General features: G+C 57.2%; 30 protein-coding genes. 16 read left to right on the plus strand and 14 right to left on the minus strand.

What is annotated here, in order from left to right; translation table 11 throughout:
* Nucleotides 1-34 precede the first annotated feature (34 nt).
* From AC1QQ2_RS04525 to AC1QQ2_RS04565, 9 genes are all read left to right on the plus strand, one after another.
* Entirely contained in the window at nucleotides 35-376 is a 342-nt protein-coding gene (locus tag AC1QQ2_RS04525) for a hypothetical protein (RefSeq protein ID WP_479712246.1), read from the plus strand.
* A 126-nt stretch (nucleotides 377-502) separates the two neighbouring features.
* Entirely contained in the window at nucleotides 503-1,063 is a 561-nt protein-coding gene (locus AC1QQ2_RS04530) for a NifU family protein (RefSeq protein WP_067550664.1), read from the plus strand.
* Nucleotides 1,056-1,652, plus strand: a complete 597-nt coding sequence (tsaB, locus tag AC1QQ2_RS04535; protein ID WP_479712329.1) for a tRNA (adenosine(37)-N6)-threonylcarbamoyltransferase complex dimerization subunit type 1 TsaB — start codon at nucleotides 1,056-1,058, stop codon at nucleotides 1,650-1,652. The genes AC1QQ2_RS04530 and tsaB overlap by 8 nt, the downstream gene beginning before the upstream one ends.
* Nucleotides 1,649-2,068 (plus strand): ribosomal protein S18-alanine N-acetyltransferase, encoded by a 420-nt coding sequence (gene rimI / locus AC1QQ2_RS04540; protein WP_479712247.1) that lies wholly within the window; start codon nucleotides 1,649-1,651, stop codon nucleotides 2,066-2,068. Before tsaB ends, rimI begins: the two co-directional genes overlap by 4 nt.
* Before the next feature lie 151 nt (nucleotides 2,069-2,219).
* Complete coding sequence (locus AC1QQ2_RS04545; protein WP_479712248.1) at nucleotides 2,220-3,215, plus strand: BMP family lipoprotein; 996 nt, start codon at nucleotides 2,220-2,222, stop codon at nucleotides 3,213-3,215.
* A gap of 75 nt (nucleotides 3,216-3,290) precedes the next feature.
* Nucleotides 3,291-4,829 (plus strand): ABC transporter ATP-binding protein, encoded by a 1,539-nt coding sequence (locus AC1QQ2_RS04550; protein WP_479712249.1) that lies wholly within the window; start codon nucleotides 3,291-3,293, stop codon nucleotides 4,827-4,829.
* Nucleotides 4,829-5,923: an ABC transporter permease gene (locus AC1QQ2_RS04555; protein WP_438986154.1), complete on the plus strand. Its 1,095-nt coding sequence runs from the start codon at nucleotides 4,829-4,831 to the stop codon at nucleotides 5,921-5,923. The genes AC1QQ2_RS04550 and AC1QQ2_RS04555 overlap by 1 nt, the downstream gene beginning before the upstream one ends.
* A complete protein-coding gene (locus AC1QQ2_RS04560; protein WP_479712250.1) occupies nucleotides 5,923-6,909 on the plus strand; it encodes an ABC transporter permease in 987 nt (328 codons plus the stop codon). The genes AC1QQ2_RS04555 and AC1QQ2_RS04560 overlap by 1 nt, the downstream gene beginning before the upstream one ends.
* Complete coding sequence (locus AC1QQ2_RS04565; protein ID WP_067550670.1) at nucleotides 6,893-7,693, plus strand: purine-nucleoside phosphorylase; 801 nt, start codon at nucleotides 6,893-6,895, stop codon at nucleotides 7,691-7,693. The genes AC1QQ2_RS04560 and AC1QQ2_RS04565 overlap by 17 nt, the downstream gene beginning before the upstream one ends.
* 58 nt (nucleotides 7,694-7,751) lie before the next feature.
* Here the strand turns inward: AC1QQ2_RS04565 and AC1QQ2_RS04570 are convergent, their stop codons facing one another.
* Nucleotides 7,752-8,597 (minus strand): urea carboxylase-associated family protein, encoded by an 846-nt coding sequence (locus AC1QQ2_RS04570; RefSeq protein ID WP_479712251.1) that lies wholly within the window; start codon nucleotides 8,595-8,597, stop codon nucleotides 7,752-7,754.
* A 117-nt stretch (nucleotides 8,598-8,714) separates the two neighbouring features.
* Between AC1QQ2_RS04570 and AC1QQ2_RS04575 the strand changes: the two genes are divergently transcribed.
* On the plus strand, nucleotides 8,715-9,068 hold the full coding sequence (locus AC1QQ2_RS04575) for a hypothetical protein (RefSeq protein ID WP_479712252.1): 354 nt from the start codon (nucleotides 8,715-8,717) through the stop codon (nucleotides 9,066-9,068).
* Nucleotides 9,069-9,121: 53 nt separating this feature from the next.
* On the opposite strand, the gene AC1QQ2_RS04580 is transcribed toward AC1QQ2_RS04575, so the two are convergent.
* From AC1QQ2_RS04580 to AC1QQ2_RS04640, 13 genes are all read right to left on the minus strand, one after another.
* On the minus strand, nucleotides 9,122-9,286 hold the full coding sequence (locus AC1QQ2_RS04580; protein WP_479712253.1) for a hypothetical protein: 165 nt from the start codon (nucleotides 9,284-9,286) through the stop codon (nucleotides 9,122-9,124).
* Nucleotides 9,287-9,452: 166 nt separating this feature from the next.
* Nucleotides 9,453-10,232, minus strand: a complete 780-nt coding sequence (locus tag AC1QQ2_RS04585; protein WP_067550673.1) for a succinate dehydrogenase iron-sulfur subunit — start codon at nucleotides 10,230-10,232, stop codon at nucleotides 9,453-9,455.
* 24 nt (nucleotides 10,233-10,256) lie between these two features.
* On the minus strand, nucleotides 10,257-10,607 hold the full coding sequence (locus AC1QQ2_RS04590; protein WP_479712254.1) for a hypothetical protein: 351 nt from the start codon (nucleotides 10,605-10,607) through the stop codon (nucleotides 10,257-10,259).
* A gap of 17 nt (nucleotides 10,608-10,624) precedes the next feature.
* Nucleotides 10,625-10,903, minus strand: a complete 279-nt coding sequence (locus AC1QQ2_RS04595; RefSeq protein ID WP_156529591.1) for a hypothetical protein — start codon at nucleotides 10,901-10,903, stop codon at nucleotides 10,625-10,627.
* Nucleotides 10,888-11,262: a hypothetical protein gene (locus AC1QQ2_RS04600; RefSeq protein WP_479712255.1), complete on the minus strand. Its 375-nt coding sequence runs from the start codon at nucleotides 11,260-11,262 to the stop codon at nucleotides 10,888-10,890. The genes AC1QQ2_RS04595 and AC1QQ2_RS04600 overlap by 16 nt, the downstream gene beginning before the upstream one ends.
* The gene (sdhA, locus tag AC1QQ2_RS04605; protein WP_067550676.1) at nucleotides 11,262-13,067 is read right to left on the minus strand and encodes a succinate dehydrogenase flavoprotein subunit; all 1,806 of its coding nucleotides are present in this window, start codon (nucleotides 13,065-13,067) and stop codon (nucleotides 11,262-11,264) included. Before sdhA ends, AC1QQ2_RS04600 begins: the two co-directional genes overlap by 1 nt.
* A 12-nt stretch (nucleotides 13,068-13,079) precedes the next feature.
* On the minus strand, nucleotides 13,080-13,451 hold the full coding sequence (sdhD, locus tag AC1QQ2_RS04610; protein ID WP_067550677.1) for a succinate dehydrogenase, hydrophobic membrane anchor protein: 372 nt from the start codon (nucleotides 13,449-13,451) through the stop codon (nucleotides 13,080-13,082).
* Between the two features lie 10 nt (nucleotides 13,452-13,461).
* Nucleotides 13,462-13,854, minus strand: a complete 393-nt coding sequence (gene sdhC / locus AC1QQ2_RS04615; RefSeq protein ID WP_105234308.1) for a succinate dehydrogenase, cytochrome b556 subunit — start codon at nucleotides 13,852-13,854, stop codon at nucleotides 13,462-13,464.
* 246 nt (nucleotides 13,855-14,100) lie between these two features.
* Nucleotides 14,101-15,129, minus strand: coding sequence for a MaoC family dehydratase (locus AC1QQ2_RS04620; RefSeq protein WP_479712256.1), 1,029 nt, complete (start codon nucleotides 15,127-15,129; stop codon nucleotides 14,101-14,103).
* Nucleotides 15,126-15,329 carry a DUF1737 domain-containing protein gene (locus AC1QQ2_RS04625; protein WP_249944565.1) on the minus strand — a complete coding sequence of 68 codons (204 nt, stop codon included), beginning with the start codon at nucleotides 15,327-15,329 and terminating at the stop codon, nucleotides 15,126-15,128. Before AC1QQ2_RS04625 ends, AC1QQ2_RS04620 begins: the two co-directional genes overlap by 4 nt.
* Nucleotides 15,330-15,372: 43 nt before the next feature.
* The gene (locus AC1QQ2_RS04630) at nucleotides 15,373-15,918 is read right to left on the minus strand and encodes an NnrU family protein (RefSeq protein ID WP_249946992.1); all 546 of its coding nucleotides are present in this window, start codon (nucleotides 15,916-15,918) and stop codon (nucleotides 15,373-15,375) included.
* A 33-nt stretch (nucleotides 15,919-15,951) separates the two neighbouring features.
* Entirely contained in the window at nucleotides 15,952-16,800 is an 849-nt protein-coding gene (locus tag AC1QQ2_RS04635) for an HpcH/HpaI aldolase/citrate lyase family protein (protein WP_249946991.1), read from the minus strand.
* A gap of 100 nt (nucleotides 16,801-16,900) precedes the next feature.
* On the minus strand, nucleotides 16,901-17,647 hold the full coding sequence (locus AC1QQ2_RS04640; protein WP_479712257.1) for a sulfite exporter TauE/SafE family protein: 747 nt from the start codon (nucleotides 17,645-17,647) through the stop codon (nucleotides 16,901-16,903).
* Nucleotides 17,648-17,839: 192 nt separating this feature from the next.
* Between AC1QQ2_RS04640 and mdh the strand changes: the two genes are divergently transcribed.
* The 6 genes from mdh to odhB all read left to right on the plus strand — a co-directional run bounded on the left by mdh (nucleotide 17,840) and on the right by odhB (nucleotide 26,103).
* Nucleotides 17,840-18,802: a malate dehydrogenase gene (gene mdh / locus AC1QQ2_RS04645; RefSeq protein WP_067550684.1), complete on the plus strand. Its 963-nt coding sequence runs from the start codon at nucleotides 17,840-17,842 to the stop codon at nucleotides 18,800-18,802.
* A gap of 242 nt (nucleotides 18,803-19,044) precedes the next feature.
* Nucleotides 19,045-20,241 carry an ADP-forming succinate--CoA ligase subunit beta gene (gene sucC / locus AC1QQ2_RS04650; protein ID WP_067550685.1) on the plus strand — a complete coding sequence of 399 codons (1,197 nt, stop codon included), beginning with the start codon at nucleotides 19,045-19,047 and terminating at the stop codon, nucleotides 20,239-20,241.
* Nucleotides 20,242-20,245: 4 nt separating this feature from the next.
* On the plus strand, nucleotides 20,246-21,130 hold the full coding sequence (sucD, locus tag AC1QQ2_RS04655) for a succinate--CoA ligase subunit alpha (RefSeq protein WP_249946989.1): 885 nt from the start codon (nucleotides 20,246-20,248) through the stop codon (nucleotides 21,128-21,130).
* 101 nt (nucleotides 21,131-21,231) lie between these two features.
* Nucleotides 21,232-21,927 carry a hypothetical protein gene (locus tag AC1QQ2_RS04660; protein ID WP_479712258.1) on the plus strand — a complete coding sequence of 232 codons (696 nt, stop codon included), beginning with the start codon at nucleotides 21,232-21,234 and terminating at the stop codon, nucleotides 21,925-21,927.
* A gap of 10 nt (nucleotides 21,928-21,937) precedes the next feature.
* Nucleotides 21,938-24,907 (plus strand): 2-oxoglutarate dehydrogenase E1 component, encoded by a 2,970-nt coding sequence (locus tag AC1QQ2_RS04665; RefSeq protein WP_479712259.1) that lies wholly within the window; start codon nucleotides 21,938-21,940, stop codon nucleotides 24,905-24,907.
* Between the two features lie 2 nt (nucleotides 24,908-24,909).
* Nucleotides 24,910-26,103, plus strand: a complete 1,194-nt coding sequence (gene odhB / locus AC1QQ2_RS04670; protein ID WP_479712260.1) for a 2-oxoglutarate dehydrogenase complex dihydrolipoyllysine-residue succinyltransferase — start codon at nucleotides 24,910-24,912, stop codon at nucleotides 26,101-26,103.
* The last annotated feature ends 23 nt before the right edge of the window (nucleotides 26,104-26,126 follow it).

The raw sequence follows: 26,126 nt of genomic DNA on the forward strand, positions 1-26,126 counted from the left end.
ATGGTGTTGGCCAATAACAAAACTGGAGACTGAAATGCTGAAACAAACAACTCTTGCTGCCCTCGCGCTGACTGCAACCTTTGCTGCGGCCACCTCTGCTTCTGCCGCTGACGCATACTTTGGCGTTCAGAACGCTGTGAAAGACAGCGGCGACCTCACGATCGGCTACGTGAACTCGCCTGCGGATGGCGTCATCGAAATCTATGACTACGACGGCAGCGTCAAAGGTCGCCTGCTCGGCACTGAGGCAGTCAAAGCTGGCGGCAACATCAACACAGAGGTCGACATTACGAACTACCCCGCGTCCAAAGTGATCGCAGTCCTGAAAGTCGGCGGCCAAGAGCTTACGACGAAAACGCTCTACGTGAACAACTAAGTTAGACCTGTGTCTCTCTCACGGGGTCGCCTAAGGGTGGCCCCGAAAACATTTAGAACCATTCTAAACCTTGACTTCGATGCCTTGAGGGCAGATATGTAAGTCCGACAGAAAAGGTTGGCTTCCATGTTTATCCAGACCGAATCCACGCCGAACCCGGCGACACTGAAATTCCTGCCTGGTCAGGCCGTTCTCGAAGTTGGCACCGCCGATTTCCCGACCGCTGACGCTGCTGCGCAATCCCCGCTTGCTTCCCGTATTTTCGGAATCGACGGCGTAAGCGGTGTGTTCTTTGGCACTGACTTTGTGACCGTGACCAAATCCGACAGCGTTGAATGGGACCATATCAAGCCAGCGATCCTTGGCGCGATCATGGAGCATTTCCAGTCCGGCGCTGCTGTGATGAGCGGCGAAGGCTCTGGTGGTCACGCGGACAACCATAGCGAAGAAGACACCGATATCGTCAACCAGATCAAAGAACTACTCGATACCCGTGTGCGTCCTGCGGTGGCTCAAGACGGCGGCGACATCACGTTCCATGGCTTTGATCGCGGCATCGTTTACCTGCACATGCAGGGTGCCTGCGCGGGTTGCCCGTCTTCGACCCTGACCCTGAAAATGGGCATTGAGAACCTGCTGCGCCACTACATTCCCGAAGTGCTCGAGGTGCGCCCCGTTGCTGCATAAGTCACCAACGATACTGGCATTTGATACATCGGCGGCGCATTGCGCCGCCGCTTTGTTACAGGGTGACACGATCACCACCCGCATCGACGAAATGGCCAAGGGTCAGGCAGAGCATTTGATGCCGATGTTGACCGAAGTGCTCTCTGACGCGGGGCTCACGTGGTCAGATCTGGATGCGATCGGTGTCGGCACTGGGCCTGGTAATTTTACGGGTATCCGCATTTCCGTCTCAGCGGCGCGTGGTCTGGCCCTTGGCCTATCGATCCCCGCGATTGGGGTGAATGGGTTTGAGGCGCTGACACATGGCCTGCCCCTCCCCATCACAGCACTGATCGACGCCCCACGGGGCAGCGCATACCTCCAGCATTTCACCGTTGATGGTCCACAATCGCCCGAAATGATCGTGGTCGCGGATCATCCCATCGACGGGCCTATCGCGCCTGTGCTGAGTGCCGCCGATCATGTTGCAAACATTGCCCGCGTCGCGGCAGAGCGTTTAGGCCAGACCCAACCACGCCCTGCACCGCTCTATGTGCGGGCGGCGGATGCAGCCCCCCCGCGCGACCCTGCACCGGTGATCCTTCCATGAACGCCGACGCGCTCGCCCAAATTCACGCGGAGTGTTTTTCGACGCCACGACCGTGGTCAGCGGATGAACTCCGGGGGATGATGGACGACAGGTTCACGGCATGTATCACGTCAGAGAACGGTTTTGCCGTGATCCGCGTTGTTCTGGACGAGGCGGAACTATTGACGATCTGCGTGGCGCCCTCTGCGCGCGGCACGGGCGAAGGGCGCGGACTGCTGGAACTCGCACTCCACACGGCAAAAGAGCGCGGCGCAGAAAATATGTTTCTTGAGGTTGCGTCGAATAACGCAACAGCTATCGGGCTTTACCGCTCTGTCGGTTTTGTCGATTCGGGATTTCGTAAAGATTACTACAGAGCACCCGACGGTGCGCGGATTGACGCGCTTTTGCTCCAATTACCGCTCTCGCAACGCTAAATTATTGATCATCTGATCAAAGCGACACCAAGTGACGTGAGAATCCGGTTGACCCCCAGAGCGTAAACAGCCCTAATTCCAGCAGACACGAGAGATGTCCGCCCACGCGGGCCGCTGCGGCTCCGGGGCAAAACCAGTTGGGAGATACTAAATGACCCTCGTCACAAAATTCCTCGGCGCATCTGCTGCCCTTGCTCTGTCCGCAGGCGCTGCGCTGGCCGATCCGGCAATCATTTTTGACCTTGGCGGCAAATTCGACAAATCCTTCAACGAAGCAGCATTCGGCGGCGCAACCCGCTGGGCCGAAGAAACCGGCGGCAGCTTTGCTGAATTCGAAATCACCTCGGACGCACAGCGTGAACAGGCGATCCGTCGCTTTGCCGAAGATGGTAACAACCCGATTGTTATGGCTGGCTTCTCTTGGGCAACCCCGCTGGCAGCTGTTGCACCTGAATACCCTGACCTGAAGTTCTCGATCATCGACATGGTTGTTGATGCACCGAACGTTCAGTCGGTTGTGTTCAACGAACACGAAGGTTCGTACCTCGTTGGTATGCTGGCTGCGATGGCGTCTGAGGACGGCACTGTTGGCTTTATCGGCGGCATGGACATCCCGCTCATCCGCAAATTCGCATGTGGCTACGCTCAAGGCGCACTGGCTGTGAACCCTGACGCGACCGTCATCGCAAACATGACTGGCACCACTCCTGCTGCATGGAACGATCCGGTAAAAGGTTCGGAACTCACCCTCGCACAGATCAGCCAAGGCGCTGACGTGATCTACGCGGCGGCTGGCGGCACTGGTGTTGGCGTTCTGCAAACCGCTGCTGACCAAGGCGTCTATTCGATCGGCGTCGACTCCAACCAGAACTACATGCACCCGGGTTCGGTTCTGACCTCGATGATGAAGCGCGTGGATAACGCTGTTTATGACGCGTTCAAAGCAGGCGCTGAGCTCGAAGCGGGCTTTAACGTGATGGGTCTGTCGAACGGTGGCGTTGGTTATGCGCTCGACGAAAACAACGCTGACCTGATCACCGACGAAATGAAAGCAGCGGTTGACGCGGCATCTGCTCAGATCGCATCGGGCGAGCTGGTTGTTCACGACTACATGTCGGACGAAACCTGCCCAGTTCTCGACTTCTAAGTCGAACGATCCACGCATATTGGGCCGCGCCGTTATTATCCGGCGCGGCTTTTCTATCTGCCCGAGGGACAGAGAATGACCGCACCCGCACCTGCCATCGAACTCGTCGGAATTTCCAAGGCCTTTGGGCCAGTTCAGGCAAACAAAGACATTTCCATTCGCGTTATGCCCGGCACGATCCACGGGATCATTGGGGAAAACGGCGCGGGGAAATCCACGCTCATGTCGATTCTTTATGGGTTCTACAAGGCGGACGCGGGCGAGGTATTCATCAACGGGCAAAAGACCGACATCCCAGACAGTCAAGCGGCAATTGCGGCAGGTATCGGGATGGTGTTCCAGCACTTTAAACTGGTTGAGAATTTCACCGTCCTCGAAAACGTCATCTTGGGCGTTGAGGACGGTTTTTTGCTGCGCCCGTCGCTGACCAAAGCGCGCAAAGAGCTAAAGCAGCTGTCCGAAGAATACGAACTCCACGTGGACCCAGATGCGATTATCGAAGAGATCGGCGTCGGGATGCAGCAACGTGTTGAGATCCTCAAGGCGCTCTACCGTCAGGCCGACATTCTAATCCTCGACGAACCGACAGGCGTTCTGACCCCTGCTGAGGCGGACCAACTATTCCGTATCCTTGGTCGTCTGCGTGAAGAGGGCAAAACGATCATTCTGATTACCCATAAGCTGCGGGAAATCATGGAAATTACCGACACGGTTTCGGTCATGCGTCGCGGGGAAATGACCGCGACCGTCAAAACCGCAGAAACCGATCCCGCCCAGTTGGCTGAGCTGATGGTCGGCCGCAAGGTTCTGCTTCAGGTCGATAAGGTCCCTGCAAAACCGGGTGACGTGATCCTGGACGTGCAGAACCTAAACGTCACAGATGCGCAGGGCGTCCATCGTGTCAAAAACGTATCGTTCAACATCCGCGCCGGGGAAATCCTCGGCATCGCGGGCGTTGCGGGGAACGGTCAGTCCGAACTGCTCGAAGTGCTGGGCGGCTACGAAAAGGGCACTGGCACCATCACAGTGAACGGCCAACCAATTGACCTAACCGGCAAATACTCCGACGGGCAAAGCCGCCGCAAACGTGGCATCGCGCACGTGCCAGAGGATCGTCAGCGCGAAGGTCTGGTGATGAACTTCTCTGCGTGGGAAAATACGGCGTTCGGCTACCACAGCGACCCGCGCTACCAGAAAAACGCGCTGTTTATGGATCACGCTGCGATCAAAGCCGACACCGCCGAAAAGATGGAACGTTTCGACGTGCGCCCACCCAATCCACTTTTGGCCGCCAAGAACTTTTCTGGTGGCAACCAACAGAAAATCGTTGTGGCGCGTGAGATCGAACGCAATCCCGATGTGCTTCTGATCGGTCAGCCAACCCGTGGCGTCGACATCGGCGCTATCGAATTCATTCATAAACAAATCGTTGCCCTACGCGACCAAGGCAAAGCAATCCTCCTCGTGTCAGTCGAGCTGGACGAGATCATGTCGCTCTCTGATCGGATCGCCGTGATGTTTGACGGACGGATCATGGGCGAACGCCTGCCGCAAGACACTAATGTTCAGGAACTCGGCCTGCTAATGGCTGGTGTTCAAGGGGATGCCGCTTGATGCAAAAGATGCCGAACTGGGCCGATGTGGTCCTTGTCCCTGTGTTGTCGCTGGTCTTGGCCGCGATCATCTCTGCCATCGTAATTTTGGCGATCGGGCACAACCCGATTGATGCGCTCGGCATCATGGTCAAAGGCGCGTTGGGCAATAGCGCGAATGTGTCCTACACGCTCTACTACGCGACCAACTTTATCTTCACGGGCCTTGCCGTGGCGGTTGCCTATCACGCACGCATGTTCAACATCGGCGGAGAAGGTCAGGCCTATATCGGCGGCCTCGGTGCGGCACTGGCTTGCCTTTACATCCCTTGGCCACATTGGACGCTCGCGCTGATCGGTGGCGGCGTTGCCGCGGCGGTCTTTGGCGCGGCTTGGGCAGCGATTCCTGCCTACCTTCAAGCAAAACGCGGTAGCCACATCGTGATCACCACGATCATGTTCAACTACATGGCCTACCCGCTGCTGAACTTCCTCCTGAATGGCCCGATCAAGGCCGGCGGCATGGAACCCGCAACCCCATCGTTTGCTGAGGCGATGCATCTGCCAAACCTCTCGGCCATCCTCGGCGCGGTTGGCATCAGTTTCTCTGACCGTGGCCCTGCGAACTTTGCCCTGATCATCGCGCTTCTGGCCTGCGTCTTCGTTTGGGCGCTGATTTGGAAAACCAAGCTCGGCTACGAAACCCGCGCCTTTGGCGAAAGCGAAACAGCTGCAAAATATGCGGGCATTAAACCGACAAAGATCATCATGATCGCAATGCTCATTTCGGGTGGTCTGGCGGGCATGATGGCCATCAACAACGTCATGGGCGAAGCGGAACGTCTGGTTCTCAACGCGGTTGAGGGCGCGGGTTTCATCGGCATCGCGGTTGCCCTAATGGGCCGCAACCACCCCGTTGGCATCCTGATCGCCGCGATCCTATTCGGCATCCTCTACCAAGGCGGCGCAGAGCTGTCGGCCGAACTGCGCATCCCGCGCGAAATGGTCACCGTGATCCAAGCACTCGTCATCCTATTCACAGGCGCGCTCGACAATATGGTGCGCATGCCGATCGAAAAACTCTTCGTGGCATTTGGCCGTAAGGGGGCAAACTGATGGACCTTCTCGCGTTTTTCGACATTGCGGTTCTCGACGGCACAGTGCGCCTCGGCGTGCCGCTTCTTCTTGCGTGCCTTGCGGGCCTCTACTCTGAACGGGCAGGGATTTTCGACATTGGCCTTGAGGGGAAAATGCTGATCGCAGCCTTCCTCGCGGCTGGCGTATCCTTTACCACGGGCAGCGTTTGGCTGGGCCTCATCGCTGGTGTTTTGGCCTCGGTGATCTTGTCGCTCCTGCACGGTCTGGCCTCGATCACCTTCCGTGGAAACCAGCTGATTTCTGGCGTTGCGATCAACTTCTTCGCTTCTGGCATCACCGTCGTCGCGGCCCAAGCATGGTTCGGCGAAGGTGGCCGCACGCCGTCGCTATCGGGTGCAGCCCGTTTTGAATCGATCCAATTCCCAGGCGCATTGACCCGCATCCGCGACATCGCCAAAGCTGACCTCCCGATGAAGGTCTATTCCGAACTGCTGTCGGGTCACACGATCATCGTTTACCTCTGCATCCTGATCGTTCCCTTCGTTTGGTGGACCCTCTATCGCACCCGCTTCGGCCTGCGCCTCCGTGCTGTTGGCGAAAATCCAGGCGCGGTAGATACAGCAGGTATCGCTGTTTATCGCATGCGCTATTCGGCTGTGATTATCTGTGGCGTGCTCTGCGGTCTTGCGGGCGCTTACCTGTCCACTGGGCTTCAGGCAGGCTTTGTCCGTGAAATGACCGCGGGCCGTGGCTACATCGCCCTCGCCGCGCTGATCTTTGCGAAATGGCGTCCATGGCAGGCCTTGGGTGCAACGATGCTCTTTGGCTACCTGCAGGCCCTCGCTATTCGCCCTGACATCCTTGAACGGGCCATTGGTATCCGCGTCCAGACTCAAGTCCTCGACGCCCTGCCATATGTCCTAACCGTTATCGTGCTTGCTGGTTTCGTCGGCAAAGCCATCCCGCCGCGTGCGGGCGGAGAAGCCTATGTCAAAGAACGCTAAACTACTAAAAATCATCCGCGATCACGCAGGCGAGGAACCCGTCAAACTGGGCCTGATCCTCGGCTCTGGCCTCGGTCACCTTGCTGGCGCGGTCGAAGGCGTGGCGATCCCCTATTCCGAACTGCCGGGGTTCCCCCATGCAGGCGTGTCGGGCCACAACCCAAACCTCGTGATCGGCACGCTCGAAGGCGTGCGCGTCGCGGTCTTTGGTGGTCGGGCGCACTATTACGAACGCGGCAAACCCGATGAAATGCGCATCCCGCTAGAGGTCCTCTGCGAACTCGGCGCTGATACGGTCATCGCGACCAATGCCGCAGGGTCGCTCCGCCCCGATATGCCGACGGGCTCGATCATGGCGCTGACGGACCACATCAACTTCTCTGGCCTCAATCCGCTGATCGGTGAACCCTCGGACAAACGCTTTGTCCCGATGATGGACGCCTACGAGCCTGAGTTACGTGAAAAGCTCCTCTTTGCAGCCGCCTACGAAGAGGTCAGCCTGCATCAGGGCATCTATGCATGGTATTCTGGCCCCTCGTTCGAAACACCAGCCGAAATTCGCGCGATCCGCACGCTGGGCGCCGACGCCGTTGGCATGTCCACTGTGCCAGAAGTCATCCTCGCGCGCTTCCTCGGCCTCCGTGCCGCCGCCATCTCGACCATCACCAACATGGCCGCAGGCATGAGCGATGAGGCGATCAGCCACGAACATACCAAGGCGATGGCCCCTCTCGGCGCCGCCAAACTGGAAAAAGTCCTCCGCCGTTTCCTGCGCGACCTCTGATATAGCCTTTGTGCTTTAAATATCTCGGGGGTGTGGGGGCAGCGCCCCCACGCGACCCTTATCGACCGTGGGTCCGATCATAGGAATTTACCTGCGGCGGCACCCATCCCTCCAATGCCCCGTCCGCTGGTGTCAAAACCTGCATTGAGAGCGGATAGCAGGCTGCTATATCGGACGAATGTTCCGATCCACAATCCCCACCGGGGCATGCGCTCAGCACGGCCAGCAGATCGACCTCCGCAAAGAGATCGAGGTGGTCGCCTTTGCGCACGGGGCTAGCCTTCATGAAATACTGGCCCGTATCGCGGGTAAAGCCTGTGCACATGAACACGTTCAGCACATCGTGCACACGCGGTTCGGCCTCGGTCAGGCTCACGTCCTGATCGTCTGCTAGGGCACGCGTCAGGTTTGAATGACAGCAATAGTGGTAGTGATCCCCGCCCAAGGCACGGCCCGTGTAGGGGTCGCACCGCGTGCCGATCACGTCATGCACACGCCCCCCAAATTCATCCGCGCCATACCATGCAAGGCTGTCCACTACGACGGTCGCAATGGGACGCAGATAGGGGAAACAGGACCAGAGCTGGTCGCCTTCGGTCACATGCGTACCGTGGAGTGCGCGCGTTTTCCCTGAATAGAACCGCTCGTCCAGATTCTGCGCGTTGAACAGGTTCAAATCGCCGACCTGCGGTCCCTCAGGGCAGCCGATGCGTAGGAACGACCCAGCAGGCACGCGGATCGTCGCGGCATCGCGAGGCGGCACGATGACCACGGGCCCTTCGACAGCCGAGTCGAGCGCCGCGCGATACAAATCCATCGCTGGGCGTGGCAAAGTTTCGGTCGGGTAACAGATTACCGGAGCGATAGCGCGTCGTTTTTCTGCATCTTCTGGGATATTTGACACGTTTTGAACCTATCTGAGTGATCGACCCTCAATATCCCGCCCAATTTGATCCCAATCAAGTTTATTCCCCCGCTTTGGTTTCAAATGGCCACAGTTCCCAATTTGGAGTGCCTCCCAATGTCTTACGTATCCGAAATTGTTGATCACGTCCGTGAACAGGCGCGCATCGAACAAGATGCCATTAACCCAGATTTGAACGCGGTGAACGAACTGCACCTCACACGTGGTGAAATGCGAAAGATCGCCAACATGCCAGCCGAGCAGGTTGAGCGAATGGAAGCGATGGCTGGGCTTTTTGATGTGAAAGTCGACAGCCTACGCGCCTCTGGTGAACAAGTCGAAGTTGCGCGTCGCTGCGCCTATTGCGGCGAAAACGGCGCCTGCAAATCTGCTCTGGCCAAGGGTGCCTCTGCCGAAGATATGACCTTCTGCCCGAACGCGAGCACCTATCGCGCACACCGCAACGGATAAAATAATAAAGCCCCGGATCATCCGGGGCTTTTTAGTCTAAAGTCATGGCTGGATCATGCTTCGTAATAGGCGAACATTTGATCCAATACGGGTAAATTCCGCACAGCTCTGATATTCTTAGGTTTTTCGTAAGTATAATATCCAATCCACTGCTCCATCGCGTCAGTCGACAGAACGATTTTTGCAGCAGCCTCTGGATTTCGAATGGCGATGTTCATCATAGGCTCCGATCACTCGATACTCCGCCCTGACCACATCATAGCACTATACGAACGAATATTAACTTATCTTTTTGCATATGCAGCATGAGTACGCTGCATGGCAGAAACGCAAAAGGCCCTGCACATGGCAGGGCCCTCACCTTTAGCGTGCAATCGCTGGCAATTAGCCTTGGCGTTCGACCAACATCTTCTTGATGCTCGCAATTGCCTTCGCAGGGTTAAGACCCTTCGGACAGGTTTTTGCGCAGTTCATGATGGTGTGGCAGCGGTAGAGTTTGAACGGATCTTCCAACTCGTCCAGACGCTCGCCGGTTGCCTCATCACGGCTGTCGATGATCCAGCGATATGCGTGGAGCAGCGCAGCAGGTCCAAGGTATTTATCAGAGTTCCACCAGTAGCTCGGGCAGGAGGTAGAGCAGGACGCGCACATAACGCACTCATACAGACCGTCGAGTTTCTTGCGATCCTCGATCGACTGGCGCCATTCTTTTGCCGGACGGTTGGTTTTGGTTTCCAGCCACGGCATGATCGACGCGTGCTGTGCGTAGAAGTGGGTGAGGTCAGGAATAAGGTCCTTGACCACTGGCATGTGCGGCAGCGGGTTGATCTTAACGTCGCCCTTGATCTCATCCAGACCGTAGATACAGGCCAGCGTGTTGATCCCGTCGATGTTCATCGCACAAGAGCCACAGATACCTTCGCGGCACGAACGGCGGAACGTCAGGGTCGGGTCGATCTTGTTCTTAATGTAGATCAGGCCGTCCAGAACCATCGGACCGCAATCGTCCATATCGACGAAATAGGTGTCGATGCGCGGGTTTTTCCCGTCGTCAGGGTTCCAGCGGTAAATCTGGAACGACCGGAGGTTCGTTGCACCTTCGGGCTTGGGCCAGGTTTTGCCGACGGTGAGGCGGCTGTTCTTGGGAAGCGTAAGTTGAACCATGGGTTTAGGCTCCTGCGATTAAGGTCATGCCCCCGCGCCGCCCGTCAGTGCGCGAGACGCACAGGCGGTCGTGGAGGAACGGCTGAGAATATTGGACACCATGTAATTGGTGTCTGCGGTAGGTCCGGTTACGGCCGCTGCGGCAAGAGCCGTCAGTTCTACATCGGTCGAGTTTTCGATGATGCAGGTGGTCATAGCCGTGGCGATGGATTCGGGGATCGTGTGACCTCCGGGCAGTTCGGTGTTCATCACAATGGGAACCACAACAGCGCGAGCGGCGTCAGTTTTTGCCTCTGCCGTCATCTCTGCCATGTTGTCTGTGGCGCATCCTGCCAGAGCGGCAACGATGGTCCCTAGTGCGATAATCCGTTTCATGCCTGTCATCCTTTTCATTAACGCAGGTCCGGCTGTCGGATTGGGTCCTGTCCAGTGAGGTCAACGACACAACGTTCGTAGACCAACATCGGATCGGCACCGCGTAGGTAATCGGACGAAACCCCGATTGACCCACCAACATAGCCCCCTGTGGACGAGTTTACGCCAAGCGTCAGATGTCCGGTAGGACCTTGCGCCATACGCGCCCGCTCTTCGCATCTTTCCGCCGCCTTTTCGGGCGACATCGGACCACAGGCAGACAAGGCCAGAAGGCAGAGGATCAACGCAGCACGCAATATCCTACCCCCCCTTGCAAGGCCGCCCCACCTGGCAAACAGCTGGTGGACGACGCGACAGGCACAGTCGACGTTTGCGGCGCATCGACGATCCAGACCGCTTCGGGTGTAGCCGAGACAGTCCCGCCAACACGCGCAACGCACTGGTTAAACGCGCCCTCGAGGATACCCCGAGAAACCGAACGGCCAAACAGGGCACCAGCGCCAGACGACGAATAGTTCGGACGGTTCAAGGCCGCGTCATATTGCGCTTGGCATTCCGCGACCGAGGTCGCTGGCGTCATCGACAGGACCTGCTCGCCACAACCAGCGAGCAAGGGGCCTGCGACAACAGCCAATGCAATAAACGCGAACCGCATTAGAACGTCCGTGCTTTCGGCGCGATCTTCTTGAGGCTGATACCGCCTTCCGCTTCAGTGGTGAGCGGATCGACGACAACCGGACGATATGTCAGGTCCACCTTGTTCCCATCAACGCGGGAAATGGTGTGAACACGCCAGTTTTCGTCGTCACGGGTCGGGAAGTCCTCGTGTGCGTGCGCACCGCGGGATTCCTTACGTGCCTCAGCGCCATGGATGGTGGCCAGAGCGTTCGGCATAAGGTTTGCCAGCTCGAGCGTTTCCATCAGGTCAGAGTTCCAGACCAAGCTGCGGTCGGTGACCGACAGGTCATCCATTTTCGCAGCGATGGCGGTCATCTTCTCGACGCCTTCTTTCATTGTTTCAGCGGTACGGAACACAGCTGCATCCGACTGCATTGTTTTCTGCATTTCGAGACGCAGTTCAGCAGTTGCCATGTTGCCCTTCGCGTGACGCAGACCGTCGAAACGATCGAACGCTTTGTCGATGGACGCTTGGTTCAGGGTCGGGTTCGCGCTGTCTGGGTTCACAACCTTACCAGCGCGGATCGCGGCCGCACGGCCAAACACAACGAGGTCGATCAGAGAGTTCGAACCCAGACGGTTTGCACCGTGAACCGAAGCACAGCCAGCTTCACCAACAGCCATCAGGCCCGGAACAACAGCGTTCGGGTCTTTCGCGGTCGGGTTCAGCACTTCGCCCCAGTAGTTGGTCGGAATACCGCCCATGTTGTAGTGAACCGTCGGCAGAACCGGGATCGGCTCTTTGGTCACGTCAACACCAGCAAAGATTTTCGCGGACTCGGAAATACCCGGCAGACGTTCTGCAAGAGCCGCCGCAGGAAGGTGGTTGAGGTGCAGGTGGATGTGATCGCCATCTTTACCTACGCCACGGCCTTCGCGGATTTCCATGGTCATCGAGCGGGAAACGTAGTCACGCGGTGCGAGGTCTTTGTACTGGGGCGCATAACGCTCCATAAAACGCTCGCCTTCGGAGTTGGTCAGGTAACCGCCTTCGCCACGTGCACCTTCGGTGATCAGACAGCCAGAGCCGTAGATACCAGTCGGGTGGAACTGAACGAATTCCATATCCTGCAGAGCCAGACCAGCGCGAGCTACCATGCCGCCGCCGTCACCCGTACAGGTGTGCGCCGAAGTCGCAGAGAAGTATGCGCGGCCATAGCCACCCGTTGCCAGAACGACCATCTTTGCATTGAAGACGTGGAACGTGCCGTCGTCGAGCTTCCAGCACACAACGCCAGTGCACTGACCGTCTTCGGACATGATGAGGTCGATCGCAAAGTATTCGATGTAGAACTCTGCGTTGTTCTTCAGCGATTGGCCGTAGAGCGTGTGCAGGATCGCGTGACCGGTGCGGTCAGCCGCAGCACAGGTGCGCTGAACGGGTGGGCCGTCACCGAATTCAGTGGTGTGACCACCGAACGGACGCTGATAGATTTTGCCTTCTTCGGTGCGCGAGAACGGAACGCCGTAGTGCTCCAGCTCGTAAACCGCTTTGGGGGCTTCGCGTGCGAGGTATTCCATCGCATCGGTATCACCAAGCCAGTCAGAGCCCTTAACAGTGTCAAACATGTGCCACTGCCAGCTGTCCGGACCCATGTTGCCCAGCGATGCCGCGATACCGCCCTGCGCCGCAACAGTGTGCGAACGGGTAGGGAAAACTTTAGAGATACACGCAGTGCGCAGACCCTGTTCGGCCATGCCGAGGGTCGCGCGGAGGCCAGCGCCGCCAGCGCCGACAACTACCACGTCGTATTCGTGAACTTCGTATTCGTATGATGCCATCGGTCGTATTCCTTACAGAGCCAGCTTCGCGAGCGCGAACAGGCCCGTTGCCATCAGAGCATAAGTGAAGGCGGTCATGAAAATAACTGACGCCTTGCGAGCGGTGCCGCGGGCGTAGTCTTCGATCATCATCTGGAAACCAGCGTTAAAGTGTTTCAGGCCGAAAACCAGAACGAGGCCCGTCAGGATCGCAGGGATCGGACGAGCAAAGGTCGCCTGAACAGTCGCATAGTCGCTGCCCAGCGCATGGCCAAAAATATAGAGGAAGGTCGGCACGATCAGCGCGAGGCCAACAGCGCTCACCTGCATGTAGCGGTGATGTTCGGTGCCAGTGCCCGAAGCGCCTTTGCCTACGGCACGTTTACGGTCGGTTAGATAACGCATCCCGTTCTCCTTACACGATCACGATGGTCAGGATGGTCAGAACGACCGACCCGATGATGCAGGCCCAGCCCAGCTTTTCAGCGGTAGGGATGTCCATCCCGTGACCCGCATCAAAGTAGAGGTGACGCAGACCAGCGAGGAAGTGGTACCAGATGCCCAGCGCCGAGAGGGTCATCACAACGTCACCCACGAACGAGGTCAGGATAGCGTTTGCAAAGTTAAAGTAGCTTTCCGACGTCGCTGCGGCGAACAGCCACCAAACGACCAGAAGCGTCGAAACGATCAGTGCGTTACCGGTGATGCGCGTCAGGATCGACGTCATCGAAGTCAACTGTGGCCGGTAGTACGGGCCGATCATGAAAGGCGAAAGCGGACGTTCAACGCCCTTGGATTTTTCAGCCATGTGGGTCCCCTTTGGATTTGGGCAGCCATGCACGCAGGCGCACACGGGCCATCGCTGTCTGTTCTGACGTATAATTCCCGCTCTGTCACGCTATCCAATCAGGGTGATACCCCGAAAAATGTCTATTTTAGCGTTAACAGAACGGTTTGTGATCACGTAATTTTAACCTGTGATCACAAAACCAATTCCCGACAGAAACTATAAAGAAACAAAGGCGCGACTCGCGTCACGCCCCTGTTTTGCGTTTTAGATCGGCATCAGCGCCCAATAGTCGAGGTCAAGGAGCACACCTGGAAGATATTTACCATCCTCGCCCTTCAACTGACCCACCGACCCGTCGCTGGTCGCAACCAACCGCAAGCGAATAGCACCAACACCCGGCACATCCGTCTCTGCCTTATCCAGAACTTCGGACCACGCCTTAACCGTTGTCCCCGCGAAACACGGGTTCGCGTGAGCACCACCGTTCAGACCAACGATCATCTGAGCGTTCGCCAGACCATTGAACGACAAAGCCCGCGCCATCGAAATCACGTGGCCGCCGTAGATCAAACGACCCTCGGGGCGGAAGGTCAGGTCAAAGTGGACCTTGGCCGTGTTCTGCCACAGACGCGTTGCGATCATGTGCTCGGCCTCTTCTATGGTGACACCATCAACGTGGTCGATCACTTCGCCGATCTCATAATCACCCCAACGGTGTGCTTCACCCGCGAGGCCAAAGTCATAATCGTCAAAGGTCAGACCTTCGGGAACGACCAGATCCTCAACCGATAGAACCTTCTTCAGTTCGGGTAGAACAGCTTCGGGCGCTGGCGCATCGAGGTTGCCTTTGCGGACCATGACCCAGCGGACATACTCCAGCACAACCTCGTCGTTTTGGTTGAACCCGCGCGTGCGCACATAGACGACGCCCGTTTTCCCGTTAGAATTTTCCTTAACCCCGATCACTTGGGATTCAGAGCGCAGCGTATCGCCCGGATAGACAGGAACCAGCCAGCGCCCTTCGGCATAACCAAGGTTCGCAACCGCATTCAACGATACGTCAGGCACGGTTTTGCCGAACACCACGTGGAACGCGATTAGATCGTCCAAGGGCGATCCATCCAGACCGCAATCCGCTGCAAAAGCGTCCGACGAATACAGCGCATGACGCGCTGGGTAGAGCGCATGATAGAGTGCGCGTTCGCCCTCGGCCACGGTGCGAGGCACCGCATGACGGATTACGTCGCCGACTTTGTAGTCTTCGAAGAAGCGGCCTGAATTGGTTTTGGTCATAGCTGTCCTAACTTCATGTCTGGGGAATAGTCGGCGTCCACGTCTTTCACGACGGCTTGACCACAGCGCATCACGCCGCGGGCCGCATCAAAGGAATAGGTGGGATCGCCATGCAGGCTCCAACCCTTAGAGAGGGCTTCGGTCACCTTGTGGCAGAAAGCCGAGGTGTCATCCTCGGAGAGAAAACGATAGGCAATCATTGGGTCGCGTCCTGTGCTGGCCGCGACCCGATAGGAAGCGGCGTTAACCGAAGGGCATATAGCCCAGCAGGATATGGATATAGGCGATCACGCCGTAGACCAAGAGTGACCCGAACGCTGCGCCGATCTCTTTGCCCTTGGGCGCAGGAGCGGGTTTTTCCCAAACGGGGTTCTGTGCGTTGATCAGCACGATGGACACCACCGCCCAGATCAACATGCCGCCAAACAGCACGACCGAGGCCCAGTCGCCATTGGCGAGAAGGTGTGCGACCGACCACAAAATCACGCCGATCAGCATAGGGTGACGCATCTTGCGCGCGATGGCAGTTTTCATGCCCGATGCCGCAAAGAGATACATCGACACCAGCATCAGCGTGTTGTTCGCATGTTTGCCCCACGCGGGTGGCGCATAGGCCAGATCGGCCCACCACATGCGATAGCCAACAATCATCAAGCCGACCGACACAAAGAGCAGGATCGCAATCGGACCGCGCCCCTTGTCTCCCATAGCCGCCCGCTGTTCGGGTGCCAGTCGTTTGAAGAGATGTGCGCCGCTCCATAGCAATACGCCCAATATCAGTAGAATCATTCCGCCCCCTTTGGGCGGAACGCTCCGCCCGAATTAACTATCCAACGCGGCGATTGCCGCAGCTTTGGCAAGAGTTGCCCGCGCCGTCACAATATGCAGGTTTTCAACGATCTTGCCATCAACAACCGCAACACCAAGCCCCTGCGCCTCAGCTTCTTCAAAGGCCGCAATCTGACGCTGGGCCAGTTCAATCTCGGCTTCGGTCGGGGCAAAGGCAGCATTGGTGATTTCGACCTGTGCAGGGTGGATGAGCGATTTGCCGTCATAGCCCATATCACGGCCCTGTTCGCACTCGACCTTTAGGCCTTCGTCATCTTTAAACGCGTTATAGACGCCATCGATGGTAATCACGCCATAAGCCTTCGCCGCCAGTAGCGCAGCTTGCAGCGCATAAAGCAGCGGTTCGCGACGTTCAGCCTTGCGGGTATTCAGGTCTTTGGCGAGGTCATTGGTCCCCAGAACGAAACCTTCGATCGACGGGTGCGCTGCGATAGAGGCCGCGTTGATGATGCCCAGCGGGGTTTCCATCATCGCCCAGATTTTCTTATCCCCGATGATCGCGGCCAGCGCGTCAACATCAGCCGTGGAGTTTACTTTGGGCAGCAAGACCGCATCACACTCCATCTCGAGCGTTTCAGCCGCATCGTCTTTGCCCCATTCGGTATCCAGACCGTTGATCCGCACGACACGGTATTTGTTCCCGTAACCGCCCTGATACAGCGCCTCTTTCAGCGTGTGGCGTGCGTTAACCTTTTCATCGGGCGCAACAGCGTCCTCAAGGTCAAAGAGAATTGCGTCGACAGGAAGCCCCCGCGCCTTTTCCAAAGCACGCTCTTTCGAGCCAGGGATATACAGAGCTGAACGGAACGGACGGTCGGTCATGATTCTTCCTCGCAATAAAGTTGCGCAAAGATGACCTCATCCATTCGATTCATTCAACAGGCTTTTTGCCGCATCGCAGCGATACTTTGGGATGAGACGGTTAAATCTGCCCGAAACCGTCCCACAGCAGCTTTACCGAAATCAGCAAAAGCGCGCCCGTTACGATTTTGAAAAACGCCGCATCGGGGAGGATCCGCACCAAACGCGCACCAATCAGAACAGAGATCGCAGCAGGCACCATGAGAAACGCCGCGATCTTAAGGCTGCTAAAATTCACCTGCCCGAGCATCACGTAGGGGATCATCTTAATCCAATTGATGTACGCAAAGGCGATGGTCGATGTACCTGCAAAGGCGAGCTTTGACAGTTTCTGCGGCAGAACCCAAACCTGATAGGGCGGCCCACCTGCGTGGCTCACGAAGCTGGTAAAGCCCGTCAGGACACCCCAGAACAGGCCCGATGGCGTATGGGGTGCCTTTGCCGGAACCTCGCGATTACGGCGCCAAATAAGGTTCAGGGCGAACACTAAGCCGATCAAACCCACGAGGATCGTCACCCACCCTTTGGGCGTGATGCTGGCCGTCAGACCACCAATCGCGACCCCAAAAGTGGCCCCTGCACAGATGATCACGATCACCCGTTTGTTAAATTCATGCCGATAGGTCCAGACACCAACCACATCCGAGACGATATAGACGGGCAGCAAAAGACCAGCCGCAACCACGGGATCGATAACGAGGGCAAGCAGCGGAACGGCGAGATTGCTGACGACAGGCAAACCGCCCTTACTCATCCCGACGGAAATCGCCGAAAGAGTCGCCAAAACCCAAAAAAGAGTCCCGTCCATGCTGTTTTCCCTAGAATCACCCGCGTGATTCCCTGTGAAAATCCGCCACGGCATACCATTGTGTGCCGTTTTTTAGCGCAAACATCCTTTTAACAACAGGCGAAACCCTTTGCCGCATCGCAGCACTCTTGATTGCGGCGTTCCAAAAGACTACCCCTTGCGCCGACCACAACCCCTATCAAGGACGGAAAAATGGCTCGACCCAAGATTGCCCTTATCGGCGCTGGCCAGATCGGTGGCACCCTCGCCCACCTCGCAGCGATCAAGGAACTCGGTGATGTTGTTCTCTTCGACATCGCAGAAGGCACCCCGCAGGGCAAAGCCCTCGACATCGCTGAATCCGGCCCGTCGGAAGGCTTTGACGGCTCTTTCAAAGGCTCGAACGACTACGCTGACATCGCTGGCGCAGACGTTGTTATCGTGACTGCTGGTGTTCCCCGCAAACCGGGCATGTCCCGTGACGACCTGCTGGGCATCAACCTCAAAGTTATGAAATCGGTTGGCGAAGGCATCAAAGCTCACGCACCGGACGCTTTCGTGATTTGCATCACCAACCCGCTCGACGCGATGGTTTGGGCTCTGCAGCAATTCTCGGGCCTGCCCACCAAGAAAGTCGTCGGCATGGCTGGCGTTCTTGACTCGGCTCGTTTCAGCCACTTCCTCGCGACCGAATTCAACGTCTCCATGAAAGACGTTACTGCCTTCGTTCTCGGCGGCCACGGCGACACCATGGTTCCTTCGGTTCGTTACTCGACCGTTGGCGGCATCCCGCTCCCGGATCTGGTAGAGATGGGCTGGACCACTCAGGACAAACTGGACGCGATCGTTCAGCGCACCCGTGACGGCGGCGCAGAGATCGTTGGCCTGCTGAAAACTGGTTCCGCATTCTACGCACCGGCAACTTCGGCTATCGAAATGGCAGAAGCTTACCTCAAAGACCAGAAGCGCGTTCTGCCTTGCGCAGCATACTGTGACGGCGAAATCGGCGTTAAAGGTATGTACGTTGGCGTTCCGACCGTAATCGGCGGCAACGGCATCGAGCGCGTCATCGACATCAAGCTCAACAAAGAAGAGCAAGAGATGTTCGACAAGTCGGTTGATGCGGTCAAAGGTCTGATCGAAGCATGTAAAGCAATCGACCCGTCGCTGTCCTAATCGACACGACATTTGAATTGCAAAGGGCGGTCTTCGGGCCGCCCTTTTTCTATTTGCGACTCTTCACAGTCGAATCCGCCTTTACACGCATGGCGAATGCCGCAACGCAACATTTGTGATCACACCTTTAAAACCTGTGATCACAAATGTCGGATTTTACCGCTCACACTAAAAATAAACGTTCTTTGCACCGTAATCATGTGCTTAGACGGTACAAACCGAAGCACAGCGAGGGACACTCGATGAACATTCATGAATACCAAGCCAAGGCGCTTCTGCGCAGCTACGGCGCTCCCGTCTCCGACGGTCGCCCCGTTCTGAAAGCAGAAGATGCGAAAACTGCAGCTGGCGAACTCGACGGCCCGCTCTGGGTTGTTAAGTCGCAAATCCACGCAGGTGGCCGCGGCAAAGGCAAATTCGTAGAGCCTGAAGCCGGTGAAAAGGGTGGCGTTCGCCTCGCTTTCTCCGTCGAAGAAGCTGCCGAAATGGCAAAACAGATGCTGGGCAAGACCCTCGTCACCCACCAGACCGGTCCGGCTGGCAAACAGGTGAACCGCATCTACATCGAAGACGGTTCCGACATTGAGCGCGAACTGTACCTCGCTCTGCTGATCGACCGTCAGACCTCGCGCGTTTCGTTCGTTTGCTCGACCGAAGGCGGCATGGACATCGAAGAGGTTGCTGCGTCGACCCCTGAGAAGATCCTCTCGTTCTCTGTTGATCCGGCAACTGGCTACCAGCCTTACCACGGCCGTCGCATCGCTTTCGCTCTGGGCCTCTCGGGCACTCAGGTCAAAGAATGCGTTAAGCTGATGGGCATCCTCTACAAAGCTTTCATCGAGAAAGACATGGAGATGCTGGAAATCAACCCGCTCATCGTTCTCGAAGGTTCGGGCAGCCTGAAACTGCTGGACGCCAAAGTTGGCTTCGACGGCAACGCGATCTACCGCCAGCCTGACATCGCAGAACTGCGCGACACCACCGAAGAAGACCCGAAAGAGCTGGAAGCGTCGAAATTCGACCTGAACTACATCGCTCTCGACGGTGAAATCGGCTGCATGGTGAACGGTGCTGGTCTTGCTATGGCGACCATGGACATCATCAAACTCTACGGCGCAGAGCCTGCTAACTTCCTCGACGTAGGTGGCGGCGCGACCAAAGAGAAAGTGACCGAAGCGTTCAAAATCATCACCTCTGACCCGAACGTCAAAGGCATCCTCGTCAACATCTTCGGCGGCATCATGCGCTGCGACGTGATCGCAGAAGGCGTTATCGCTGCTGTTAAAGAAGTTGGTCTGAAGGTTCCGCTGGTTGTTCGTCTCGAAGGCACCAACGTCGAAAAAGGCAAAGAGATCATCAACAACTCTGGCCTCGACGTTATCGCTGCGGACAACCTGTCTGACGGCGCAGAGAAAATCGTGAAAGCGGTGAAAGGCTAAGACAATGGCAATCCTTGTAAACGAAAATACCAAAGTGATCTGCCAGGGCTTCACCGGCTCGCAGGGCACGTTCCACTCGGAACAGGCAATCGCATACGGCACCAAAATGGTTGGCGGTGTGACCCCTGGTAAAGGCGGTCAAGAGCACCTCGGCCTGCCAGTTTTTGACTCGGTTCACGAAGCGAAAGCAAAAACCGAAGCAAACGCGACCGTAATCTACGTTCCGCCGCCGTTCGCAGCAGACTCGATCCTCGAAGCGATCGACGCTGAAATGGAACTGATCGTCTGCATCACCGAGGGCATTCCGGTGCTCGACATGATGAAGGTAAAGCGCGCGCTGATCGACTCCAAGTCGCGCCTGATCGGCCCGAACTGCCCAGGCATCATCACCCCTGACGCATGCAAGATCGGCATTATGCCGGGTCACATCCACAAGCGTGGTTCGGTTGGCGTTGTGTCCCGTTCGGGCACCCTGACCTACGAAGCTGTGAAACAGACTGCGGACATCGGCCTCGGCCAGTCGACCGCTGTTGGTATCGGCGGCGACCCGATCAAAGGCACAGAGCACATCGACGTGCTGGACATGTTCCTCGACGATCCGGAAACCCAGTCGATCATCATGATCGGTGAAATCGGTGGTTCTGCAGAAGAGGAAGCAGCGGAATTCCTCGCTGAGCAGCGCAAAAAAGGCCGTTGGAAACCGACCGCTGGCTTCATCGCTGGCCGCACAGCCCCTCCGGGCCGTCGCATGGGTCACGCTGGCGCAATCGTCGCTGGCGGCAAAGGTGACGCAGAATCCAAGATCGAAGCTATGAAGTCGGCAGGCATCATCGTTGCAGACAGCCCTGCAACGCTCGGTGAAGCTGTGCTGAAAGCGATCAAGGGCTAAGATGCGCCCGCGTGCTCGTCATATGCAAAACGCAGCGGTCAGCCTCGTGCTGGCCGCTCGTCGCGCATTTTCGGGCAAAGCTATTGGCGGAGGCTGCTGATATGTGCCGCCTTCGCCCCATTTTCGATTTTTCGACCTCGCGCGAAACGCTCGCACCTCGTGTGTTTGTGATGCTGATTGCCGCGCTTGGTCTGATCCTCGTCAGCGCCTTTGCCTATGGCGCGTCGAACGATCCCGATCGCCTCTCTCCTCCGTTCGATACCTGCTACGAAACGCGTGATGGTAAGGTGTCCTACGTCGATGGCCTCGCCTCTGAGGGTTGGATTGATGTGGCTGACCGCGTTGGGGCGATTGCTCGACTGACTGATGCGTTCTTGCCGATCAACGTGCCAGAACAGCCGTCGGATTGGGCTGGGATCATGGCCTATCGTGCGTCCACCGCCCTGCCCGATGCGAACACCCTGTCCGAAGGCCGTGCGATCCTCGAACAAGAAGGCGCTACGCTTTTGCTCGCGGGCTACCGTGCCGACAATGGCGATCTGATGGTCGAGTGCGCGATCGCACTCCCTGACAGTCGCCTGACCGACAACTTCTTTGACGGTGCCGATCAATACGACGACCACGAAGTCACCGTAACCGATGGCTACCGCATGATGACCCTCTCGGGCATGCAGGCCGACGGCACCGAAGCCGCTATCTACGTCATTCAACTGGTTCCCGAGACAGATCCAGTCCCGCCCCTTGCCGCGTCGAACGCTGTGTTGACGCGCCTGACCATTCCCGCCCCCTCGAACTGAGGTTCAAACTATGAACGATCAATCCCCGAACGACGTGTTCCACGCATCTTCCTTCCTGCAAGGCCACAATGCGGAGTATATTGAGCAGCTCTACGCTCGTTATGCTGACAACCCAAATGCAGTCGACGAAAGCTGGCGCGATTTCTTCGCATCGCTTGGCGACACTCCGTCTGAGGCAAAAGCCGAAGCCGCTGGTGCATCGTGGACCCGCCATGACTGGCCGCCGGTTCCGAACGACGACCTGACCGCTGCGCTGGATGGCCAGTGGCCTGCAGACGCCAAAGCGGCTGGGGACAAGATCAAAGCGAAAGCCGCCGAAAAAGGCGCGTCGATCACCGAAGATCAAGTTCGCCTCGCGGTTCTGGACTCGATCCGTGCGCTGATGATCATCCGCGCCTATCGTATCCGTGGCCACTTGATCGCTGATCTCGATCCGCTGGGCATGCGCGACACCGTTCCGCATCCGGAACTTGATCCTAAATCCTATGGCTTCACGCCTGCGGACATGGATCGTCCGATCTTTATCGACAACGTTCTGGGTCTCGAAGTTGCGACCATGAACGAAATCATGGCAATCGTGCGCCGCACCTACTGCGGCACCTTTGCCCTGCAATACATGCACATCTCCGATCCCGAACAGGCGGGCTGGCTGAAAGAGCGGATCGAAGGTTTCGGCAAAGAGATCACCTTTACCCAGAATGGCCGTAAGGCGATCCTGAACAAACTGGTCGAAGCCGAAGGCTTTGAGAAGTTCCTCCATGTAAAATACATGGGCACCAAACGCTTTGGTCTGGACGGCGGCGAAAGCCTCATCCCAGCGATGGAACAGATCATCAAGCGCGGGGGCGCGCTGGGTGTGAAGGAAATCGTCATCGGTATGCCGCACCGTGGTCGTTTGTCGGTTCTGGCAAACGTGATGTCCAAACCTTACCGCGCGATCTTTAACGAATTCCAGGGTGGTTCGTTCAAACCCGAAGACGTTGATGGCTCGGGCGACGTGAAATACCACCTCGGCGCGTCGTCTGACCGTTCGTTCGACGGCAACGAAGTGCACCTCTCGCTGACCGCGAACCCGTCCCACCTTGAGGCGGTGAACCCCGTTGTTCTGGGTAAGGCACGCGCGAAAACCGACCAGATGAACGACCAGACCCGTCACTCGGTTCTGCCGATCCTTCTGCACGGTGACGCTGCATTCGCAGGTCAGGGCGTTGTGGCTGAATGTTTCGCCCTATCGGGCCTGCGCGGTCACCGCACTGGCGGCACCATCCACATCGTTGTGAACAACCAGATCGGGTTCACCACTGCGCCGCACTTCTCGCGTTCATCGCCCTATCCGACCGACAACGCACTGGTGGTTGAAGCTCCGATTTTCCACGTGAACGGTGACGACCCAGAGGCTGTTGTTCACGCTGCGAAAGTTGCGACCGAATTCCGTCAGAAGTTCCACAAAGACGTTGTCATCGACATCTTCTGCTACCGCCGCTTTGGTCACAACGAAGGCGACGAGCCGATGTTCACCAACCCGGCGATGTACAACCGCATCAAAAAGCACAAAACAACGCTCCAGCTTTACACAGAGCGTCTGGTCAAAGACGGCCTGATCCCCGAAGGCGAGATCGAGGATATGAAGGCCCAATTCCAAGCCCTTCTGAACGAAGAGTTCGAAGCAGGCCGCGAATACAAACCGAACAAGGCTGACTGGCTCGATGGCCGTTGGTCGCATATGGACCGTCAGAAACAGGGCAAATATCAGCGCGGCAAAACCGCGGTGAAAGAAGCGACCCTGAAAGAAGTTGGTAAGGCTCTGACCACCGTTCCTGAGGGCTTCAACCTACACAAAACCGTTGGTCGCCAGCTCGAAGCGAAAAAGGCGATGTTCGACAGCGGCACTGGCTTTGACTGGGCAACCGCAGAGGCGCTGGCCTTTGGTTCGCTCCAGCTCGAAGGCTACCCCGTTCGTCTGTCGGGTCAGGACGCAACACGCGGCACCTTCTCGCAGCGTCACTCGGCCTTCATCGACCAGCAGACCGAAGATCGTTACTATCCGCTGAACCACATCCGCGAGGGTCAGGCTCAGTACGAAGTGATCGACTCCATGCTGTCCGAATACGCGGTTCTGGGCTTCGAATACGGCTACTCGCTGGCTGAACCGAACGCTCTGACCATGTGGGAAGCCCAGTTCGGCGACTTCGCAAACGGTGCTCAGATCATGTTCGACCAGTTCATCTGTTCGGGTGAATCGAAGTGGCTCCGTATGTCGGGTCTCGTGATGCTCCTGCCGCACGGCTTCGAAGGCCAAGGTCCGGAACACTCTTCCGCACGCCTCGAGCGCTTCTTGCAGCTCTGTGGTGGTGACAACTGGATCGTTGCAAACTGCTCGACCCCAGCGAACTACTTCCACATCCTGCGTCGCCAATTGCACCGCAACTTCCGTAAGCCGCTGGTTCTGATGACGCCGAAATCGCTTCTGCGCCACAAACTCTGCGTCTCGGATATGGCTGACTTTTCCGAAGGTTCGTCGTTCCACCGCGTTCTGTGGGATGATGCGGACACCGAAAAGAAAACCGGTCGTTCGACAGCGAACCTCGTCTCTGACGACAAGATCAAGCGTGTCGTAATGTGTTCGGGCAAGGTCTACTACGACCTCCTCGAAGAGCGTGACGCACGCGGCATCGACGATGTCTACATCCTGCGTCTGGAACAGTTCTACCCGTTCCCAGCACAGTCGATGATGAAAGAGCTTGAGCGCTTTAAAGACGCCGAAATGGTTTGGTGTCAGGAAGAGCCGCGCAACCAAGGTGCATGGACCTTTGTTGAACCCAACATCGAATGGGTCCTCACCCGCATCAAAGCGAAACACAAGCGTCCAGTCTACGCTGGTCGCGCTCCATCGGCATCGCCCGCAACGGGCCTCGCCAGCCAACACAAAGCCCAACAAGAAGCCCTCGTTAACGAGGCGCTGACCATCGAAGGAAAATAACCATGAGCATCGAAGTCCGCGTGCCCACTCTGGGCGAAAGCGTCACCGAAGCCACCGTCGCAACTTGGTTCAAAAAACCGGGTGATGCGGTCGCCGTTGACGAAATGCTGTGCGAGCTGGAAACCGATAAGGTCACCGTCGAAGTGCCGTCTCCGGCAGCTGGCGTGATGGGCGATATCGTCGCAAACGAAGGCGACACCGTTGGCGTTGACGCCCTCCTCGCCCACATCAACGAAGGCGAAGGCGCTGCTCCTGCACCGCAAGCGGCGGCTCCTGCTGCTGCTCCTGCCGCCGCTGCTGCTGCACCTGCTGGCAAAGATGTTGAGGACGCACCGTCCGCAAAGAAACTGATGGCTGAAAACAACATGGCCGCTGGCTCTGTTGCTGGCACAGGCAAAGACGGCCGCGTGATGAAAGAGGACGTTCTGAACGCTCTTAACGCACCTAAAGCAGCGGCTCCTGCTGTACCGGCTGCTCCGCGCTCTGAAGCAAACGCTGCTCGCGAAGAGCGCGTAAAAATGACCAAGCTGCGCCAGACCATCGCGCGCCGCCTGAAAGAGTCGCAAAACACCGCCGCCATGCTCACCACCTACAACGAGGTGGACATGACCGAAGTGATGGCTCTGCGGAACCAGTACAAAGACCAGTTCGAGAAGAAGCACAAAGTCAAACTCGGCTTCATGTCCTTCTTCACCAAAGCTTGCGTGCACGCTCTGAAAGAAGTGCCGGAAGTGAACGCTGAAATCGACGGCACCGACATCGTTTACAAAAACTATGTAAACATGGGTATCGCTGCAGGCACTCCGACTGGCCTCGTTGTTCCGGTGATCAACGACGCAGATCAGATGTCCTTTGCTGACATCGAAAAAGCGATCGCTGACAAAGGCGCACGTGCACGTGACGGCAAACTGTCCATGGCAGAAATGCAGGGCGGCACCTTCACGATCTCCAACGGCGGTGTCTACGGCTCGCTGATGTCCTCGCCCATCCTGAACCCCCCGCAGTCCGGTATTCTCGGCATGCACAAAATTCAGGATCGTCCGATGGCTATCAACGGTCAGGTCGTCATCCGCCCGATGATGTATCTGGCTCTGTCCTACGATCACCGCATCGTTGACGGCAAAGGCGCTGTAACCTTCCTCGTACGCGTGAAGGAAGCCCTCGAAGATCCGCGCCGTCTGTTGATGGACCTGTAAGGCAAAGAGGCCCCGCCTCTTTC

This window comes from Aestuarium sp., assembly GCF_023253315.1.
Lineage (GTDB): Bacteria > Pseudomonadota > Alphaproteobacteria > Rhodobacterales > Rhodobacteraceae > Marivivens > Marivivens donghaensis.

Coding starts and splice junctions, on each gene's coding strand:
- AC1QQ2_RS04525 (WP_479712246.1), top strand. CDS start 35: ATGCTGAAACAAACAACTCTTGCTGCCCTCGCGCTGACTGCAACCTTT.
- AC1QQ2_RS04530 (WP_067550664.1), top strand. CDS start 503: ATGTTTATCCAGACCGAATCCACGCCGAACCCGGCGACACTGAAATTC.
- rimI (WP_479712247.1), top strand. CDS start 1,649: ATGAACGCCGACGCGCTCGCCCAAATTCACGCGGAGTGTTTTTCGACG.
- AC1QQ2_RS04545 (WP_479712248.1), top strand. CDS start 2,220: ATGACCCTCGTCACAAAATTCCTCGGCGCATCTGCTGCCCTTGCTCTG.
- AC1QQ2_RS04550 (WP_479712249.1), top strand. CDS start 3,291: ATGACCGCACCCGCACCTGCCATCGAACTCGTCGGAATTTCCAAGGCC.
- AC1QQ2_RS04555 (WP_438986154.1), top strand. CDS start 4,829: ATGCAAAAGATGCCGAACTGGGCCGATGTGGTCCTTGTCCCTGTGTTG.
- AC1QQ2_RS04560 (WP_479712250.1), top strand. CDS start 5,923: ATGGACCTTCTCGCGTTTTTCGACATTGCGGTTCTCGACGGCACAGTG.
- AC1QQ2_RS04565 (WP_067550670.1), top strand. CDS start 6,893: ATGTCAAAGAACGCTAAACTACTAAAAATCATCCGCGATCACGCAGGC.
- AC1QQ2_RS04575 (WP_479712252.1), top strand. CDS start 8,715: ATGTCTTACGTATCCGAAATTGTTGATCACGTCCGTGAACAGGCGCGC.
- AC1QQ2_RS04580 (WP_479712253.1), bottom strand. CDS start 9,286: ATGAACATCGCCATTCGAAATCCAGAGGCTGCTGCAAAAATCGTTCTG.
- AC1QQ2_RS04585 (WP_067550673.1), bottom strand. CDS start 10,232: ATGGTTCAACTTACGCTTCCCAAGAACAGCCGCCTCACCGTCGGCAAA.
- AC1QQ2_RS04590 (WP_479712254.1), bottom strand. CDS start 10,607: ATGAAACGGATTATCGCACTAGGGACCATCGTTGCCGCTCTGGCAGGA.
- AC1QQ2_RS04600 (WP_479712255.1), bottom strand. CDS start 11,262: ATGCGGTTCGCGTTTATTGCATTGGCTGTTGTCGCAGGCCCCTTGCTC.
- sdhA (WP_067550676.1), bottom strand. CDS start 13,067: ATGGCATCATACGAATACGAAGTTCACGAATACGACGTGGTAGTTGTC.
- sdhD (WP_067550677.1), bottom strand. CDS start 13,451: ATGCGTTATCTAACCGACCGTAAACGTGCCGTAGGCAAAGGCGCTTCG.
- sdhC (WP_105234308.1), bottom strand. CDS start 13,854: ATGGCTGAAAAATCCAAGGGCGTTGAACGTCCGCTTTCGCCTTTCATG.
- AC1QQ2_RS04620 (WP_479712256.1), bottom strand. CDS start 15,129: ATGACCAAAACCAATTCAGGCCGCTTCTTCGAAGACTACAAAGTCGGC.
- AC1QQ2_RS04625 (WP_249944565.1), bottom strand. CDS start 15,329: ATGATTGCCTATCGTTTTCTCTCCGAGGATGACACCTCGGCTTTCTGC.
- AC1QQ2_RS04630 (WP_249946992.1), bottom strand. CDS start 15,918: ATGATTCTACTGATATTGGGCGTATTGCTATGGAGCGGCGCACATCTC.
- AC1QQ2_RS04635 (WP_249946991.1), bottom strand. CDS start 16,800: ATGACCGACCGTCCGTTCCGTTCAGCTCTGTATATCCCTGGCTCGAAA.
- AC1QQ2_RS04640 (WP_479712257.1), bottom strand. CDS start 17,647: ATGGACGGGACTCTTTTTTGGGTTTTGGCGACTCTTTCGGCGATTTCC.
- mdh (WP_067550684.1), top strand. CDS start 17,840: ATGGCTCGACCCAAGATTGCCCTTATCGGCGCTGGCCAGATCGGTGGC.
- sucC (WP_067550685.1), top strand. CDS start 19,045: ATGAACATTCATGAATACCAAGCCAAGGCGCTTCTGCGCAGCTACGGC.
- sucD (WP_249946989.1), top strand. CDS start 20,246: ATGGCAATCCTTGTAAACGAAAATACCAAAGTGATCTGCCAGGGCTTC.
- AC1QQ2_RS04660 (WP_479712258.1), top strand. CDS start 21,232: ATGTGCCGCCTTCGCCCCATTTTCGATTTTTCGACCTCGCGCGAAACG.
- AC1QQ2_RS04665 (WP_479712259.1), top strand. CDS start 21,938: ATGAACGATCAATCCCCGAACGACGTGTTCCACGCATCTTCCTTCCTG.
- odhB (WP_479712260.1), top strand. CDS start 24,910: ATGAGCATCGAAGTCCGCGTGCCCACTCTGGGCGAAAGCGTCACCGAA.